At 34.1% G+C, this 16,296-nt stretch carries 16 protein-coding genes; 15 read left to right on the plus strand and 1 reads right to left on the minus strand.

Annotated elements, in window-relative coordinates:
• The first annotated feature begins 44 nt into the window (after positions 1 to 44).
• The 9 genes from KA909_RS01230 to KA909_RS01270 all read left to right on the plus strand — a co-directional run bounded on the left by KA909_RS01230 (position 45) and on the right by KA909_RS01270 (position 8,933).
• Positions 45 to 842, plus strand: coding sequence for an ABC transporter ATP-binding protein (locus KA909_RS01230; protein WP_053030677.1), 798 nt, complete (start codon positions 45 to 47; stop codon positions 840 to 842).
• Between the two features lie 77 nt (positions 843 to 919).
• Positions 920 to 1,879, plus strand: coding sequence for a FecCD family ABC transporter permease (locus KA909_RS01235; protein ID WP_398577053.1), 960 nt, complete (start codon positions 920 to 922; stop codon positions 1,877 to 1,879).
• Positions 1,876 to 2,892, plus strand: coding sequence for a FecCD family ABC transporter permease (locus tag KA909_RS01240; RefSeq protein ID WP_210129883.1), 1,017 nt, complete (start codon positions 1,876 to 1,878; stop codon positions 2,890 to 2,892). Before KA909_RS01235 ends, KA909_RS01240 begins: the two co-directional genes overlap by 4 nt.
• A 236-nt stretch (positions 2,893 to 3,128) precedes the next feature.
• Complete coding sequence (gene dhaK / locus KA909_RS01245; protein ID WP_193839667.1) at positions 3,129 to 4,091, plus strand: dihydroxyacetone kinase subunit DhaK; 963 nt, start codon at positions 3,129 to 3,131, stop codon at positions 4,089 to 4,091.
• A 32-nt stretch (positions 4,092 to 4,123) separates the two neighbouring features.
• Positions 4,124 to 4,705: a dihydroxyacetone kinase subunit DhaL gene (gene dhaL, locus KA909_RS01250; protein ID WP_075108866.1), complete on the plus strand. Its 582-nt coding sequence runs from the start codon at positions 4,124 to 4,126 to the stop codon at positions 4,703 to 4,705.
• Positions 4,702 to 5,082 carry a dihydroxyacetone kinase phosphoryl donor subunit DhaM gene (dhaM, locus tag KA909_RS01255; RefSeq protein ID WP_075108867.1) on the plus strand — a complete coding sequence of 127 codons (381 nt, stop codon included), beginning with the start codon at positions 4,702 to 4,704 and terminating at the stop codon, positions 5,080 to 5,082. Before dhaL ends, dhaM begins: the two co-directional genes overlap by 4 nt.
• Positions 5,083 to 5,227: 145 nt before the next feature.
• Complete coding sequence (locus KA909_RS01260) at positions 5,228 to 5,728, plus strand: hypothetical protein (protein WP_053030666.1); 501 nt, start codon at positions 5,228 to 5,230, stop codon at positions 5,726 to 5,728.
• A gap of 832 nt (positions 5,729 to 6,560) precedes the next feature.
• On the plus strand, positions 6,561 to 7,628 hold the full coding sequence (locus KA909_RS01265; RefSeq protein ID WP_193839666.1) for a YkvI family membrane protein: 1,068 nt from the start codon (positions 6,561 to 6,563) through the stop codon (positions 7,626 to 7,628).
• A gap of 258 nt (positions 7,629 to 7,886) precedes the next feature.
• The gene (locus KA909_RS01270; RefSeq protein ID WP_210129884.1) at positions 7,887 to 8,933 is read left to right on the plus strand and encodes an alpha/beta hydrolase; all 1,047 of its coding nucleotides are present in this window, start codon (positions 7,887 to 7,889) and stop codon (positions 8,931 to 8,933) included.
• A 428-nt stretch (positions 8,934 to 9,361) separates the two neighbouring features.
• Here the strand turns inward: KA909_RS01270 and KA909_RS01275 are convergent, their stop codons facing one another.
• Entirely contained in the window at positions 9,362 to 9,868 is a 507-nt protein-coding gene (locus KA909_RS01275) for a GNAT family N-acetyltransferase (protein WP_075108288.1), read from the minus strand.
• A 111-nt stretch (positions 9,869 to 9,979) separates the two neighbouring features.
• Between KA909_RS01275 and KA909_RS01280 the strand changes: the two genes are divergently transcribed.
• The 6 genes from KA909_RS01280 (at position 9,980) to KA909_RS01305 (ending at position 16,290) form a co-directional block, all read left to right on the plus strand.
• Positions 9,980 to 10,903, plus strand: coding sequence for an NAD(P)H-binding protein (locus KA909_RS01280; RefSeq protein WP_075108287.1), 924 nt, complete (start codon positions 9,980 to 9,982; stop codon positions 10,901 to 10,903).
• A 14-nt stretch (positions 10,904 to 10,917) separates the two neighbouring features.
• The gene (graR, locus tag KA909_RS01285) at positions 10,918 to 11,592 is read left to right on the plus strand and encodes a response regulator transcription factor GraR/ApsR (RefSeq protein WP_193839664.1); all 675 of its coding nucleotides are present in this window, start codon (positions 10,918 to 10,920) and stop codon (positions 11,590 to 11,592) included.
• Positions 11,585 to 12,625 carry a sensor histidine kinase gene (locus KA909_RS01290; RefSeq protein ID WP_210125394.1) on the plus strand — a complete coding sequence of 347 codons (1,041 nt, stop codon included), beginning with the start codon at positions 11,585 to 11,587 and terminating at the stop codon, positions 12,623 to 12,625. The genes graR and KA909_RS01290 overlap by 8 nt, the downstream gene beginning before the upstream one ends.
• Positions 12,626 to 12,757: 132 nt before the next feature.
• Complete coding sequence (locus KA909_RS01295) at positions 12,758 to 13,519, plus strand: ABC transporter ATP-binding protein (RefSeq protein WP_053030651.1); 762 nt, start codon at positions 12,758 to 12,760, stop codon at positions 13,517 to 13,519.
• The gene (locus KA909_RS01300) at positions 13,509 to 15,398 is read left to right on the plus strand and encodes an ABC transporter permease (protein ID WP_193839662.1); all 1,890 of its coding nucleotides are present in this window, start codon (positions 13,509 to 13,511) and stop codon (positions 15,396 to 15,398) included. Before KA909_RS01295 ends, KA909_RS01300 begins: the two co-directional genes overlap by 11 nt.
• Positions 15,399 to 15,672: 274 nt before the next feature.
• The gene (locus KA909_RS01305) at positions 15,673 to 16,290 is read left to right on the plus strand and encodes a DUF47 domain-containing protein (protein ID WP_011276491.1); all 618 of its coding nucleotides are present in this window, start codon (positions 15,673 to 15,675) and stop codon (positions 16,288 to 16,290) included.
• Positions 16,291 to 16,296: the final 6 nt, after the last annotated feature.

Here is a 16,296-nt window from a genome sequence, read left to right on the forward strand (position 1 = left end):
TTTCAATCATATCCAAAGCTATTTATTATGAAAGTAGGGAAAGCATGAATCGTTTAAAAGCACAACAAGTGGAAATAGGTTATGGGGATCATACGATTATTAACAATTTAGATGTAGAAATTCCGGATGGCAAAGTTACGTCAATTATTGGCCCTAATGGTTGCGGTAAATCTACATTATTAAAAGCATTATCGCGCTTACTAACAATAAAAAATGGTGAAATTCAATTAGATGGTGAAAATATTCATACACAGTCTACAAAAGAGATTGCTAAAAAAATTGCGATATTACCACAAACACCTGAAGTAGCAGATGGCCTTACAGTTGGAGAACTTGTGTCTTATGGTCGTTTCCCACATCAAAAAGGATTTGGACGACTATCTGCTGAAGATAAGAAAGAAATTGATTGGGCTTTGACTGTTACTGGAACTTCTGAATTTAGACATCGCTCTATTAATGATTTAAGTGGTGGTCAACGCCAACGTGTTTGGATTGCGATGGCACTTGCTCAAAAAACAGACATCATTTTCTTAGATGAGCCTACGACATATTTAGATATCTCACATCAATTAGAAATATTAGAATTAGTACAACAATTAAATAAAGAACAAGGTTGCACAATCGTCATGGTCTTACATGACATTAATCAAGCGATTCGTTTTTCTGATCATCTTATTGCAATGAAGAAAGGTGATATCATTGCTTGTGGCCCTACGGAAGACGTGCTAACGAAAGATATTTTAGAACAAGTATTCAATATTGATGTCGTGCTTAGTACAGATCCACGTACAGGGAAACCATTATTAGTCACATATGACTTATTCCAACGTAATTATTCATAATATATAGATAAACTAAGAAAAGGGAATTTATCATGATGGAGAAAGATAAAAAAGTAAACATCGGTTTTATTGGCTATATGATTTTAGTCTTTGTGTTGTTAATAGGCGCATTGCTCGTATCTATCTTGATAGGCGAAGCAAAAATTAGTTTTTCAACTATTATGGATGCTATTTTTCATTATAATCCTAAAAACCAACAACATAACATTATTAGTGAGATACGTATACCGCGTGATTTAGGTGCGGTATTAGTAGGTATGGCACTGTCAGTTGCAGGTGCTGTGATTCAAGGTGTAACAAAAAACGGGCTCGCTGATCCGAGTCTAATTGGTTTGAATTCAGGTGCTTCATTTGCGTTGGCATTAACGTTTGCCATTTATCCCTCGGCGCCATTTTTAATGCTTATGTTTGCAGGGTTTTTAGGCGCAATGCTAGGTGGCTTTATCGTCTTAACGATAGGGCGATCTAGACGAGATGGGTTTAACCCTATGAGAATTATTTTAGCCGGTGCTGCTGTAAGTGCATTATTAACGGCTTTAAGTCAGGGTATTGCGTTAACATTTAAACTAAACCAAACACTAACATTCTGGACTGCCGGTGGTGTTTCAGGTACGACTTGGAAGCAACTTATGTGGAGTGGCCCAGTAATTATTATTGCTATCATAATCATTATAGCAATGAGTAAACAACTAACGATTTTAAATTTAGGTGAAACCCTTGCGAAAGGATTAGGACAGAATATCACGATGATTCGTGGTGTGAGTCTATTCTTAACGATGATTTTAGCTGGTGTTGCCGTGTCTATGGTAGGACAAATTGCCTTTGTCGGATTAATGGTACCTCATATTGTTAGATTTTTAGTGGGTACTGATTACGCCAAGGTATTACCATTAACTGCGTTGTCAGGCGGTTTGCTCATGATATTAGCTGATACCATTGCACGTATGTTAGGTGAGGCACCAGTGGGCGCTATTATTTCGTTTATTGGCGTACCTTACTTCTTATATTTAGTTAAAAGAGGGGGGCGCACAATATGATACATCCAAAATTAAGACGTAAACAAATCATTACGTTAATCATCTTTTCAATACTATTATTAGCAGCATGTACATGGAGTGTGTCTTCTGGAGAGTATAAGATACCCGTAGATCGATTTTTAAAGACGCTTATTGGTCAAGGTGAATATTATGATCAATTAATTTTAATGGAATTTAGATTTCCTAGAATGTTAATTACGATTTTAGCAGGTGCAGCGCTTAGTTTAAGTGGTGCTATTATTCAAAGTGTCACTAAGAATCCAATTGCCGAACCAGGTATTTTAGGTATTAATGCTGGCGGTGGTTTTGCTATTGCTTTATTTATTTCAATTGGTCATATTAATCCAGATAATTTTGTATATGTATTACCGCTAATAAGTATTGTTGGTGGCGTAGCAACCGCTATTATTATCTTTTTATTTAGTGTGAATCAAAGAGATGGCATTACACCTTCAAGTATGGTGTTAATTGGTGTAGGGATGCAGACAGCTTTATATGGTGGTTCTATTACACTTATGTCAAAATTTAACGAAGATCAGTCAGAATTTATAGCGACTTGGTTTGCTGGTAATATTTGGGGCGATGATTGGACATTTGTGATTGCAACGATTCCATGGCTTATCATCATCATTCCATTTCTGTTATACAAATCTAATATGCTTAATTTAATTCATACACATGAGCATATTGCCAAAGGGCTTGGCGTGAAGATTGAACGCGAGCGTATCGTTCTATTCTTTATTGCGGTTGTATTATCTTCAATTGCTGTTGCAGTTGCAGGTGCGATTGCATTTATTGGTTTAATGGGGCCGCATATTGCAAAATCAATTATTGGACCACGCCATCAACTCTTTTTACCAATTTCAATTGTAGTAGGTGCTTTCTTACTTGTTCTATCAGATACGATTGGTAAAATTATTCTCGAACCAACAGGTGTACCTGCTGGTATTGTAGTTGCTATTATCGGCGCACCATATTTCATTTACTTAATGTATAAATCAAAACGCATATAATAAAGCGAAAGTGACACTATATAATATCTCGTATCTAAGTAGTTCAATACTAAATTTTTCATTGATACGAGTGATCCTCACGGGAGTGGATAGATTTTCTAGCATAACGACGAAATCTAGTCCATTCCCAATTTTTTTGTAAAAAAATGAAAAATATAACGACATGCATGTAAATGTTAGCGCATACATTGTGCTTGATTTATAATTGAGATGATAGCCAAGGGAGGAAATTGCATATGAAAAAGCTAATTAAACAAAAAGAGCACTTTTTAAAAGACATGTTGGATGGTTTAGTAATAGCAAATGATGATATCGACATCATCGCAGAAACGATTGTCGTACGACGTCACAAGAAATCTCAAGGTGTGGCAATTGTTTCAGGTGGCGGTAGTGGTCATGAACCCGCTCACGCAGGGTATGTCGCACAAGGAATGCTTGATGCAGCAGTGTGCGGGGAAGTCTTCACCTCACCGACACCAGATAAAGTATTAGAAGCAATCAAGGCTGTCGATACAGGTGATGGTGTGCTATTAGTTGTTAAAAATTATGCCGGTGATGTAATGAACTTTGAAATGGCGCAAGAGATGGCTGAAATGGAAGGCATTCAAGTAGAAATGATTATTGTTAAAGATGACATTTCAGTATCTGAAGCAACACAAAGACGTGGTGTTGCCGGTACAGTATTTGTGCATAAATATGTAGGCTATTTAGCTGAACAAGGTATGACATTAAAGGATATTAAAGAGAAAGGTGAAGCAGTTGCTTCTCAAATTAAAAGTATTGGTATGGCGCTTACACCACCAATGGTTCCGACGACAGGACAATATGGCTTCGATATTGATGACAATGATATTGAAATTGGCATAGGTATTCATGGCGAAAAAGGCATTGAACGCATTCAATATGAAGAAATAGATGGTATCGTTGAACGATTATTGGGTCGATTACTCAAAGAAAGCCAAGCGCAATCATTAATCGTTATGATTAATGGCATGGGAGGTACACCATTATCTGAATTGAATATCGTAACTAAATTTAGCGCACGTTATTTAGAGGAACAGAACCGAGAAGTCGCACAATGGTTTGTTGGTGACTACATGACTTCACTAGATATGCAAGGTTTCTCAATTACTCTATTACCTAGCGATGAAGCGCTATTAAAAGCCTTACAAGCGCCTACAGCATCACGTTACTTTTAACAGAAACACTACTTTCAACTGAGGTGATAAAAATGGATGTTAAAGAAATGAAACAACGTTTGTTAGATTTGGAGACAACTTTTTCAGAAAAAGAAACAGTATTAACAGATTTAGATAGAGCAATTGGTGACGGTGATCATGGTGTTAATATGTTACGCGGCTTCAAAAGTTTGAAAGATAAGCTAGATGATAGTAGTATGGCATCGCTGTTTAAAACAACAGGTATGGCATTAATGTCAAATATTGGCGGTGCATCTGGTCCATTATACGGATTTAGCTTTGTTAAAATGTCTAATGTCGTTAAAGATGATATTGACAATGATAATTTAAAAGCTGTCGTTACTGAATTTGCAAATGCGATTGCGCAAAGAGGTAAAGTGCAACGTAATGAGAAAACTATGTTTGATGTTGTAGATCGTGCACGTGAAGCTTTAGAGAATGAAGAAACATTAACATTTGAAGTATTGCAACAATTTGCGACTGATACGAAAGCTATTGAAGCTACAAAAGGACGTGCAGCATACTTTAAAAAAGATTCAATAGGTTATGTTGACCCCGGTGCTCAAAGTATGGTGTATATCTTAAGCGCTTTGATTGGAGATGATATCAAATGACATCAATCATAATTATTAGCCATAGTGCAGATATTGCGAAAGGCACTAAATCTTTACTTAATCAGATGGCCAAGGATGTAAACATTATCGCATACGGTGGTGTCGATGGCGGTATAGGTACCTCATTTGATGACATTCAAAATATTATCAATGACCTAGAAGATGATGCACTATGTTTCTATGATTTAGGATCATCTGAAATGAATATCGATTTAGCGATTGAAATGTACGATGGCCCCCATCATATTAAGAAAATAGATGCACCAATTGTAGAAGGCAGTTTCACTGCAGCAGTCAAATTGTCAGTTGGTGGAACTACTGATGAAGCGATACAAGAAGTTGCACAAACGTCATTTAAAGCAAATGCATTTGACTAAAATCTAGGTTAATCAGCTGTAATATAATAATCATTGATATGTGCAAAATAAATTTTATAATTAAGTAATTTATAAAATGAAAATGACAAATGATTGTGATAAAATAGGTTATTATAGTAAAGCGAAAGAGTAGGTGGGCAAGGTCATGCAAAACAGCATCAAGGAAAACGTTTTAAGTGGAGAATTTGAACAAGTTAGACAGATAATGGCCAAAGCAGACTTTCTAGATTTTGAAGAAGCCTACATTTCATGTGCACATGAACATGAAAGCATGATGTTTTATACTTGTATTTTATATATGATTAAATTTGAAGAAACGTCTGAGTTGCATGATTTAGCATTTCTATTACTTGTGTATCCGTTAAGTGAAATTGAGGGTGCATTAGATTCTGCGTACTACCATGCGCAAGCATCCATCCAATTAACAAATGGTAAAGAAATTAAGAGTCTATTGCAAATGTTATTATTACACGCAATTCCAGAGCCTGTTATTACAGATTCTGAAGCTTTCAAAGTAGCTAAACAAATTTTGAAATTAGATCCAAGTAATCATGTTGCAAGAAATGCACTTAAAGAAACAGCTAAGCGTATGGATAATGTTGTCGTTGATATTAACGAATTACAACAATATGGAAATTCTAATTAGGAAAGATAGAGGGTCCGGGACATAAAGTTCCTGGATAAGTGAAAAGAGACAATTTCTATTGAAATAATATAGAAATTGTCTTTTTTATAATTTTTCTGATTATTCTCAGCTCGTTGAGTTGTTATTTTTCTTATATTAAGAGTCTGGAACATAAATAATATAATAATGCTAATTAGCAAATTCGCAGTAGCTGACTGAACTGAGAAGGCGCTTAAATCAAGCTTTTCTCAGTTCTAGTCATCCTTGCGGGCGGGGCCCCAACAAAGAGAATTTCATCAAGAAATTCTACAAGCAAAGCAAGCTGGGGTCGGGGCCCCAACACAAAAAATCACGAAAGTGATTTTACAAGCTAAGCAAGTTGGGGTTACGACGAATTTAAAAGAATTCTGTCCCACTCCCAAATCCTAGTTCTCTTTTGACTTTATATATCCATTGTACAGACATTCAAGTGAAACCCAAGGTAGCCTTCATAAATTCAAAAACAGACCCCACATCAATTTTCCTTTGACTGTAGATGATTTTTATTTTTGATTTTGCAAGCATTCTATTAATTTGGGCTTTAAAGCATTCCCAATTATAATGCTTCATTCATTTTTTCTAATGTGATATTTATCATAAACGTAACATAAATTACGATGTGCTTAGTTACTTATTTATGGAAAATGAGGTAAGAATAATAATTTTTTTAGAAATTTTAAATCTTTAATAAGCGTATATAACATAGTGGTTATAGCCGATAAACGGCGTGTCGCAACTAGTATACACTGTTGCATATTATTTGTAGTACGTTATAATGCACAATGTGTCAAATTTAAGGAGGTTATATTTTCGCATGGGATTAAATAAAGAAGCTGTAAAAATTGGTTTCGCCTATGTCGGCATTGTAGTAGGTGCCGGATTCTCAACTGGACAAGAAGTTATGCAATTCTTTACACCGTATGGTTTATGGTCATATATCGGTGTACTTATTTCAGGTTTAATTCTTGGTTTCATTGGTAGACAAGTAGCTAAAATAGGTACCGCGTTTGAAGCTACAAACCATGAGTCAACATTACAATATTTATTCGGAGAAAAGTTTAGCAAAATCTTCGATTATATATTAGTATTCTTTTTATTCGGTATTGCAGTTACTATGATTGCAGGCTCTGGTTCAACATTCCAAGAGAGTTTTGGTATACCTACATGGTTAGGTGCCTTAATTATGACGATTGTCATTTATTTAACATTATTATTAGACTTCAACAAAATTGTGAGCGCGCTTGGTATCGTAACACCATTCTTAATTATTATGGTAATCCTTATTGCCGTTTACTACTTATTTGCAGGTAGCGTTCCATTAAACGAAGTTAATAGTACAGTTGATAAAACAAGTGCATTTTGGGGTGTAATTAGAGGCTTAATGTACGGAGGCCTAGCTTTTGCAGTTGGCTTTAGTACGGTTGTTGCTATTGGTGGCGACGCTTCTAAACGTAAAATTTCAGGTGGAGGTGCAATGTTTGGCGGTGTGATTTACACAATCTTATTAGCCTTAATCAACTTTGCATTACAATCTGAATATCCTAAAATTAAAAATGTTGAAATTCCAACATTAACATTAGCTAATGCTATACATCCTTGGATTGGTCTTGTTTTAACTGTCATTATGTTAGCAGTTATGTACAATACAATTTTAGGACTATGCTATTCATTTGCAGCACGTTTTACAGAACCATATAGTAAAAAATATCACATTTTCATTGCTATTATGATGGTTGCTGCGTTTATTCTAAGCTTTGTAGGATTTGCAGACTTAATTAACTTCCTTTATAACATCATGGGTGTTGTCGGTCTGTTTATCGTAGTTGCAGTATTAATTAAATATTATCTACGTAAGAGTGATAATAAAGACCATATCGCTTAGATTTAAAACAGCTATACTTTACAATTTAAATTGAATGTTTTAATGTTAAAGAGGTTGGGACATAAATAATATAATGAAGCTATTTTTGCAAATTCGCAGTAGCTGACTGAACTGAGAAGGCGCATAATTCAAGCTTTTCTCAGTTCTAGTCACCCTTGCGGGGGTGGGACAACGAATTTAAAAAGAATTCTGTCCCACTCCCTTTTCTATTAAAAAAGCGGACAAACCGTCTATAATCAATTGAAAGGATCATAAGGAATGAATACTCAGAAAAAGTGGGCGATGATTACTGGTGTCACAATTATGATCGTCAGTATCGTAGTTGCTTTAGGGTTATATCACCACCAACAGGAAAGTGAAAAACGCAAACAGCAGCGTGAAAAAGTTCAAATTAATAACCCTAACGTCAAACTATTTCAAAATATTACATACAATAATCATCTTCCTAAAAGTCAACTTGATATCATGATGCCTGATGATGTAGATAAGGATACTCAATTACCGGTTATCTTCTGGATGCACGGTGGTGGCTATGTTGCAGGTGATAAACAATACAAAAATCCATTACTATCTCAAATTGTTGAGCAAGGATATGTAGTAGTCAACGTTAACTATGCTTTAGCGCCTAACTATAAGTATCCTACACCGCTTATTCAATTTGATGATGCCATTCAATTTATTAAGCATAATAAAGACCGTTTCCCAATCGATTTAAACCAAGTCATTATTGGTGGTGATTCTGCCGGTGCACAACTAACGAGTCAATATGTTGCGATGCAAACAAACAGTACTTTACGAAACGAAATGGGATTTGAACAGCGTTTTACACCCTCACAAATTAAAGGTGCTATCTTTTTCGGTGGGTTTTATGATATGAAGACGGTAAGAGAAACTGAATTTCCAAGAATTCAAATGTTTATGCATAGTTATACAGGTGCAACACATTGGGAAACTGATTTTAAAAATATTTCTCAAATGTCAACCATTAATCAAGTGACTAAGGATTATCCTTCAACATATTTATCAGTAGGTGATGCGGATCCTTTCTATAGTCAAAACATTGAATTTTATCGCAAATTGAAAGAGGCGAATATACCGGTAAGTACATTGTTTTATGATGGTTCACATCATTTACATCATCAATATCAATTCCATCTAGACAAACCAGAATCTAAAGAGAACATGAAACGTGTACTTGCATTCCTAAGTAGAAATACGTCGTCATCTGGTGTAGAACAAAATTACCAATCACCATTTGATGGATCAACAGGTTCAGATAATCATTTTTCATTATCTCCGTATTAGAAGCGGTGTGCCGCGAGCATTAGTTACATGATAATGAGAAAGCGTGTGAGTGACGCATAACATCATAGCTTATGTCCAATGATGACTATATAGTGTTGTGGTGTTTAGAGCGTAGTTTATATAAAAAGATATGTCTAACCAAAACAGTGGGAGTGGGACATAAATAATATGATGATGTTATTTTGCAAATTCGCAGTAGCTGACTGAACTGAAAATGCGCTTAAATCAAGCTTTTTTCAGTTCTAGTCATCCTTGCGGGGGTGGGACGACGAATTTAAAAAGAATTCTGTCCCACTCCCATTTCTCTATTTTATTAGCGATGATGGTGTTGAAATCTTAGAAGTAATTGAAAATTTAAATTAACTTTGTAGTAATTTAGTTTAATATTCTAATGACTAGAGTATAATATTAGTGATGGTAAATCATTATTAAATCAGTAATTTGGCCATAACATATTTATTGAAGTATTGGCCGTTAATGTACAATTTATCTTTTAATTCGCCTTCAATATTGAATCCTGAAGCTTTAAAGAGTTCAACTGCGCGTGCATTTTCAGGGACAACAGAGGCTTCAATACGTCTAATATCATGGTTAATCGACCAAGCTTCAGCAGCGTTTACTAATGCCATACCGATACCGTGTTTCTGATAAAGCTGTCTAACGCCAATTGTAATGACCGCTTCATGACGTTTACGTTCGTAATTTTCAGTTGTCATAAATGCATAACCAACCAATTGATCGTCTTGTTCTGCAACGTAAACTGTGTTTCTTGGAGAAGTGATAATGCGTTCTAGGTGATTGCTCACGCTTGAAATGCTCGGTGTATATTCACCAGGGTTATATAGTGTGTATTCAGATTCATCATAAATTTTGCTTAATAATTTTATAAAGTCTTCAACGTCTTTTATACTAATTTCACGAATAATATGAGCCATACGGCTTCCTCCCAAATTAATAAACTATTGTGTCTTACATGGTATTATAGCAATAATTCTTAAATATACATAAAATAAAAAACTTTTTAAACTAAAGGGGCAATTTCAAAAATGAAACCAAATGTGCTATTAGCAGGCGGTAGTGGTTATATTGGCAAATATATAAGTAATGTGATTCAAGAAGAAGCACATATTTATGCTTTATCGAAATATCCTAATACCAAAAAAGAAAATAATAATCGCATAACATGGTTGAAAAGAGATATTTATAGTTATACTGATGTTGTAAAGGCTATGGAAGGAATGGATATTGCGGTTTATTATTTGGACCCTAACAAGAACTCAGCGAAATTAACGCAAGCAACTGCGCGAGATTTAAATCTAATTGCAGCAGATAACTTTGCTAGAGCAGCAGCGCAACAAGGTGTGTCTAAAATAGTGTATGTAAGTGGCAGTCGATTTGATAGTGAGACAGTACAGCGTTTAGAGAATTACGGTGTTCCTGTTGAAAAGACAAACACTCAAATTAAACGTCCACATATTAACGCTGAATTACAAATGTCTAAATACGATGATATCAGAACAGCGATGCGAATGATATTACCTAGGAAATGGACATTGACGTATCTAGTAGATTACTTTATGAAATGGCTGAATGATACACGTGGTACATTGATGCATACGTATCAAGAGAATGGCAGATACTTCATTTATGCCCGTAAAAAATCTAAGCCACTACTAGTAATGGAGAAAGTTGAAGACGATATAGGATTGATAACGTTACATTTCATTTCAGGTTCGATAATTAAACGTAATCAAAAGAAACAAGGCAAATTAGAATTTAGACAAATTAAAGGTACACGCTTAGTCATGATTCATTTATATGATTATATCCCGAAATTGTTATGGCCAATATATTACTTCGTTCAAGCACCGTTACAAGGCTTGATTATGCGAGGGTTTGAAATTGACTGCCGTATTAAACATTTTAACGGACGCGTACAATCTGGAGAAAAAATGAAATATACAAAATAATAGGTGATAAAGTGATGCAAGTATTATTAGTAGAAGATGATCAAACACTATTTCAAGAATTGAAAAAAGAACTCGAACATTGGGATTTCTTCGTGACAGGAATAGATGATTTTAGTGCAGTAATGGATATTTATGAAGAAACTAATCCAGAAATAGTTATTATGGATGTGCAATTACCTAAATATGATGGATTTTATTGGTGTAGAAAGATTAGACAAGTGTCTAACGTGCCAATCTTATTTTTATCTTCTCGCGATAATCCTATGGACCAAGTGATGAGTATGGAATTAGGTGCGGATGATTATATGCAAAAGCCATTTCATACAAACGTGCTAATAGCCAAACTGCAGGCGATTTATCGACGTGTCTATGAATTTGGCGCAGAAGAAAAGCGAACATTGAATTGGCAAGATGCGCTTGTAGACTTATCAAAGGATAGCATTCAAAAAGGCGACGCAGTGATCTATTTATCTAAGACTGAAATGATTATTTTAGAAATGTTAATACAAAAGCAGAATCAAATTGTTACGAGAGACACGTTAATTACTGCGCTTTGGGATGATGAAGCTTTTGTAAGTGATAATACGTTAACTGTTAATGTTAATCGTTTGCGTAAAAAGCTATCTGATATTGGTATGGATACGCAAATTGAAACTAAAGTAGGTAAAGGATACATGGCGCATGAGTAACTTGAAATGGTTTTGGTTATTTCTTAAAACACGTAGTAATTGGATTTTTTGGATTGTGTTTTTACATTTGATTTTATTAGGTATGGCTTATATTGATTATGATATTTCAATTGAAGGTATCAGCTTTATTGTAATGCTAAATCTTGGTCTTACTGCACTATTTTTAGTTTTTACCTTTTTGAAAGAAGTTAAGTTATATCAACATTTATATAATAATAAGGAAATTGAAGAAATTAAGCACAAAGATTTGGCTGAAGATCCGTTTCAACGGGAAGTTGTTAATTACCTTTATCGTAAATTAACAAGTCAAAAAGAACGTGTAGTTGAGCAACAATTACATATCAAAATGACGGAACAATCTTTAACTGAATTTGTGCATGATATTAAAACGCCTGTAACAGCGATGAAGTTGTTAATTGACCAAGAAGCAGAAGGTACCCGTAAAAAGTCATTATTATATGAGTGGGCACGTATTAATGAGTTATTAGATAAACAACTGTATTTAACTCGATTAGAGTCTAAAAATAGAGATATGTATTTTGAAGAAACTGCGTTGAAACGACTGGTCATCGATGAGATTCAATTGACACGTCATATTAGTCAGGCTAAGGGTATAGGTTATGATTTGAATTTTGAGACAAATTTAGATGTATATACAGATGTCAAGTGGTGTCGCATGATGATTCGTCAAATTTTATCTAATTCTTTGAAATATTCACAAGGCCAGGATATTGTTATCCGTTCTTTTATAAAGGATGATCATGTGGCATTAGAAATTAAAGACTTTGGTAGAGGAATTAGTCACAAAGATTTACCACGCATATTTGAGCGTGGTTTCACTTCGACTGCGAATCGTAATGAAACGACATCTTCGGGTATTGGACTGTATTTGGTAAACAGCGTTAAGGAACAATTAGGTATCGATGTTCGTGTTACGTCTACCGTAGGGCAAGGGACTACATTTGTTTTAACTTTTCCGAAACAAAATGAATTAATGGCGCGTATGACGCAAGTGACAACAATGTTACCTTAAAACGTTGATTTGTTACTCCATCTTCATTTCATCCATTGTAATTACTTTTATAATTAAACTGACTAAAGAAGTGCGGAATCACTAAAATAAACGCGCACGGAGATATATTGAATGACGAGGTGAACGATTAACGTGACAATATTACAGGCAAAGCAAATAGCCAAAACCTATGGTAACAAGCAAACTGAACAAGAAGTATTAAAAGATATTGACCTGTCAATTGAAGCGGGAGAGTTTGTTGCTATCATGGGGCCCTCGGGATCAGGCAAAACAACCTTATTGAATGTATTAAGTTCAATTGACTATTTAACACACGGTTCTATTATTTTAGACGGTCAACAATTAGAAAAATTGTCTAACAAAGCATTGTCTGACATCAGAAAAAAAGATATTGGATTTATATTTCAAGAATATAATTTGCTACATACACTAACGGTCAAAGAGAACATCATGTTACCTTTATCCGTTCAGAAGTTAGATAAAAGCGAAATGAATGAGCGCTATCAACGCATCACAAAGGCGTTAAATATATTTGAAATTAGTGATAAGTATCCGTCAGAAATTTCAGGTGGACAACGACAAAGAACGTCAGCTGCACGTGCATTTATTACATATCCAAAGATTATTTTTGCGGATGAACCTACTGGCGCACTTGATTCCAAAAATACTCGAGATTTGTTGCAACGTTTTCAAAAAATTAATGAACTCTATAATGCGACGATAGTGATGGTCACGCATGACCCATTAGCAGCAAGTTTCTCAGAGCGTGTGATTATGTTGAAAGATGGACAAGTTTTTACTGAAATATATCAAGGTGAAGATGATAAAAACGTCTTTCACAGAGAAATTCTACGTGCACAAAGTATCTTAGGTGGCATGATGTATGAGTTTTAGTCATATTATATGGAAGAACTTTCAACAAAATATTATTCATTACGCAATTTATATCTTTTCACTTGTATTAAGTATCGTGTTGTTCTTTAGTTTTATTACGATCAAATATGTACATCATTTAAATGTGCACCAATCTTTGTCAATGATACGTCAAGGTACACAAGTGGGAAGTTATTTTTTATTTATCATCATTGTCGTATTTATCATGTATACAAATATGTTGTTTATTAAACGACGGAGTTATGAATTCGGGTTATTGCAAACGATTGGTTTAGGTAAAAAAAGTATTATTTACATGCTAATGCTTGAGCAGTTATTTATTTTCATTATAACTGCACTATTAGGTATGATTATTGGCATTTTAGGCTCGAAAATACTACTAATGATTGTGTTGAAATTATTAGGTATACATACATCTGTATCATTCATTTTTAGTTTTCAAGCGATTGCACAAACATTATTTATACTTGTCATTGCCTATATACTCATCATTATCCAAGCATCTATTTATTTAAGTAAATCCTCAATTAAAAGTTTGATGGCCTTTCAAGATACTAAAGAAGATAGTCATATCACGCTTACATTAGGAGAAGTTATATTAGGTGTCTTAGGCGTTGTGCTGATATTGACGGGGTATTATTTATCAACGCGCTTTGTTGAGATTGTGGATGATGTCATACTACCATTTGTTATTTTAATTGTAACTGTTTTAGGAACTTATTTTTTCTTCCGAAGTACGATTTCACTCATATTGAAGATGATTAGATATTTTAAAGGCGGAAATGTGTCTGTAAATGATGTTATTTTCACGTCATCACTCATGTTTCGAATTAGAAAAAATGCATTTTCATTGACTGTAATGGCCATCATCTCAGCAATTACTGTATCAGTTTTATGTTTCGCTGCGATTAGTAGAGGTTCTTTGGCAAATGAAGTGCTTTTAGAGTCACCCCATGAAGTTACGCTAAAAGAAGAGAAACTTGCAAATGAATTAGGATTTGAATTAAGTCGCCATCATATTCCTTATCGTTATGATTTTAAACAAGTCGTATATTCTCAACTATATAAAGATCAGTTATTTGACAATAGTCAGATACAACCTTATGCAGTTACTGTAACGAGCGAAAAATATTTTCCAAATGTGTCTTTAAAAAAAGGTGAAGCAAATTTAATTATGCCTGAAGGTTTAATTCAAGAGTTGTCGAAGCATAAATCAAATGGTACGGCTTCTATTGGAACTAAAAAACATCACGTGAATATTAAATTGCATAAAGTGATGGACAAAATTTATTTTAAACAAAGTATTGATTTAGGTGGTCCTACACTAGTATTGAATGATACCGATTATAATTACTTGAAAACACATGCGAATCGTAAATATATCGTTTCACAATATGGTTTTGATTTACAACATAATAGAGATATTCCAAAACTTGAGAGCATTACGAAAGATCTCAATAGTGATGTGCAAACGCGCAGTGAAGTCGTTAGTGAAGTATCCAGTTTAACTGGCATATTACTGTTTGTAACGTCATTTTTAGGCATTGCATTCTTGATTGCCACAGGATGTATTATTTACATTAAACAAATTGATGAAACAGAGGATGAGTTGGAAAGTTATTCGGTATTACGTAAATTAGGATTCATTCAAAAAGATATGGCCAAAGGATTAAAGCTTAAAGTGGCATTTAACTTTGGTATACCATTGATTATTGCTTTGTTGCATTCATACTTTGCTGCTGTGGTCTTTATGAAGATCATTGGATTTGATAATCAAGTTCCGATTTTTGTCGTAATGGGCATTTACTCAATCATTTACAGCATTTTTGCAGTTATCGCATATAACCATTCTAAACGTACAATTAATCACTCAATTTAAGCTAATGTTTTTCTAATATTTCGTATTTGTAAAGAATTTGTAAATGTAATTGTGGTTATGTAAATTTTGTGATATTTTCAAATAGGGACAAATTCAGTAATGGAGTATTACGTGAATAACAGTAAAACATTATATTTACATAAAATTTACAAATAGTCCGAAAAAAGACTTTTGAAAAGTTCTTATTGTAAATGTATTCTTTATCTAAAGTTGTCTTACAATAATAAAAATTTACAACGTGATTGGAAACGATCGCTATAATGGAGGCTTTATAATGTTTACTAAGAAAAAGGATAAGTTCATGGTTCAATTAGAGGAAATGGTATTTAACTTGGACCGTGCTGCAGTTGAATTCGGGAAAATGGATTTCAATACGCACTTAGATTTAAAAGCTTATTCTGATAATATCAAGACTTATGAGTCACATGGTGACGAATTAATGCATCAAGTCATTACGGATTTAAATCAAACATTTATTACACCAATTGAACGTGAAGATATTCTATCTTTATGTAATGCAATTGATGATGTGCTAGACGCTATGGAAGAAACATCAGCAATGTTTGAAATGTATTCAATTGAATATACAGATGAATACATGGCAGAATTCGTAGAAAATATTCAAAAAGCAGTAGCAGAAATGAAATTAGCTGTTGGTTTATTAGTAGAGAAAAAATTATCACACATGCGCATTCATTCTATTAACATTAAAGAATTTGAAACAAACTGTGATGGCATTTTACGTCAATCTATTAAACACATTTTTAACAGCGAAACTGATCCAATCACACTTATTAAAATAAAAGATATTTATGAAAGCATGGAAGAAATCGCAGATAAATGTCAAGTTGTGGCAAATAATTTCGAAACGATTATTATGAAAAATAGCTAAGGGAGT

The sequence above is a fragment of the Staphylococcus sp. GDX8P54P genome (assembly GCF_017893165.1).
GTDB lineage: Bacteria > Bacillota > Bacilli > Staphylococcales > Staphylococcaceae > Staphylococcus > Staphylococcus borealis.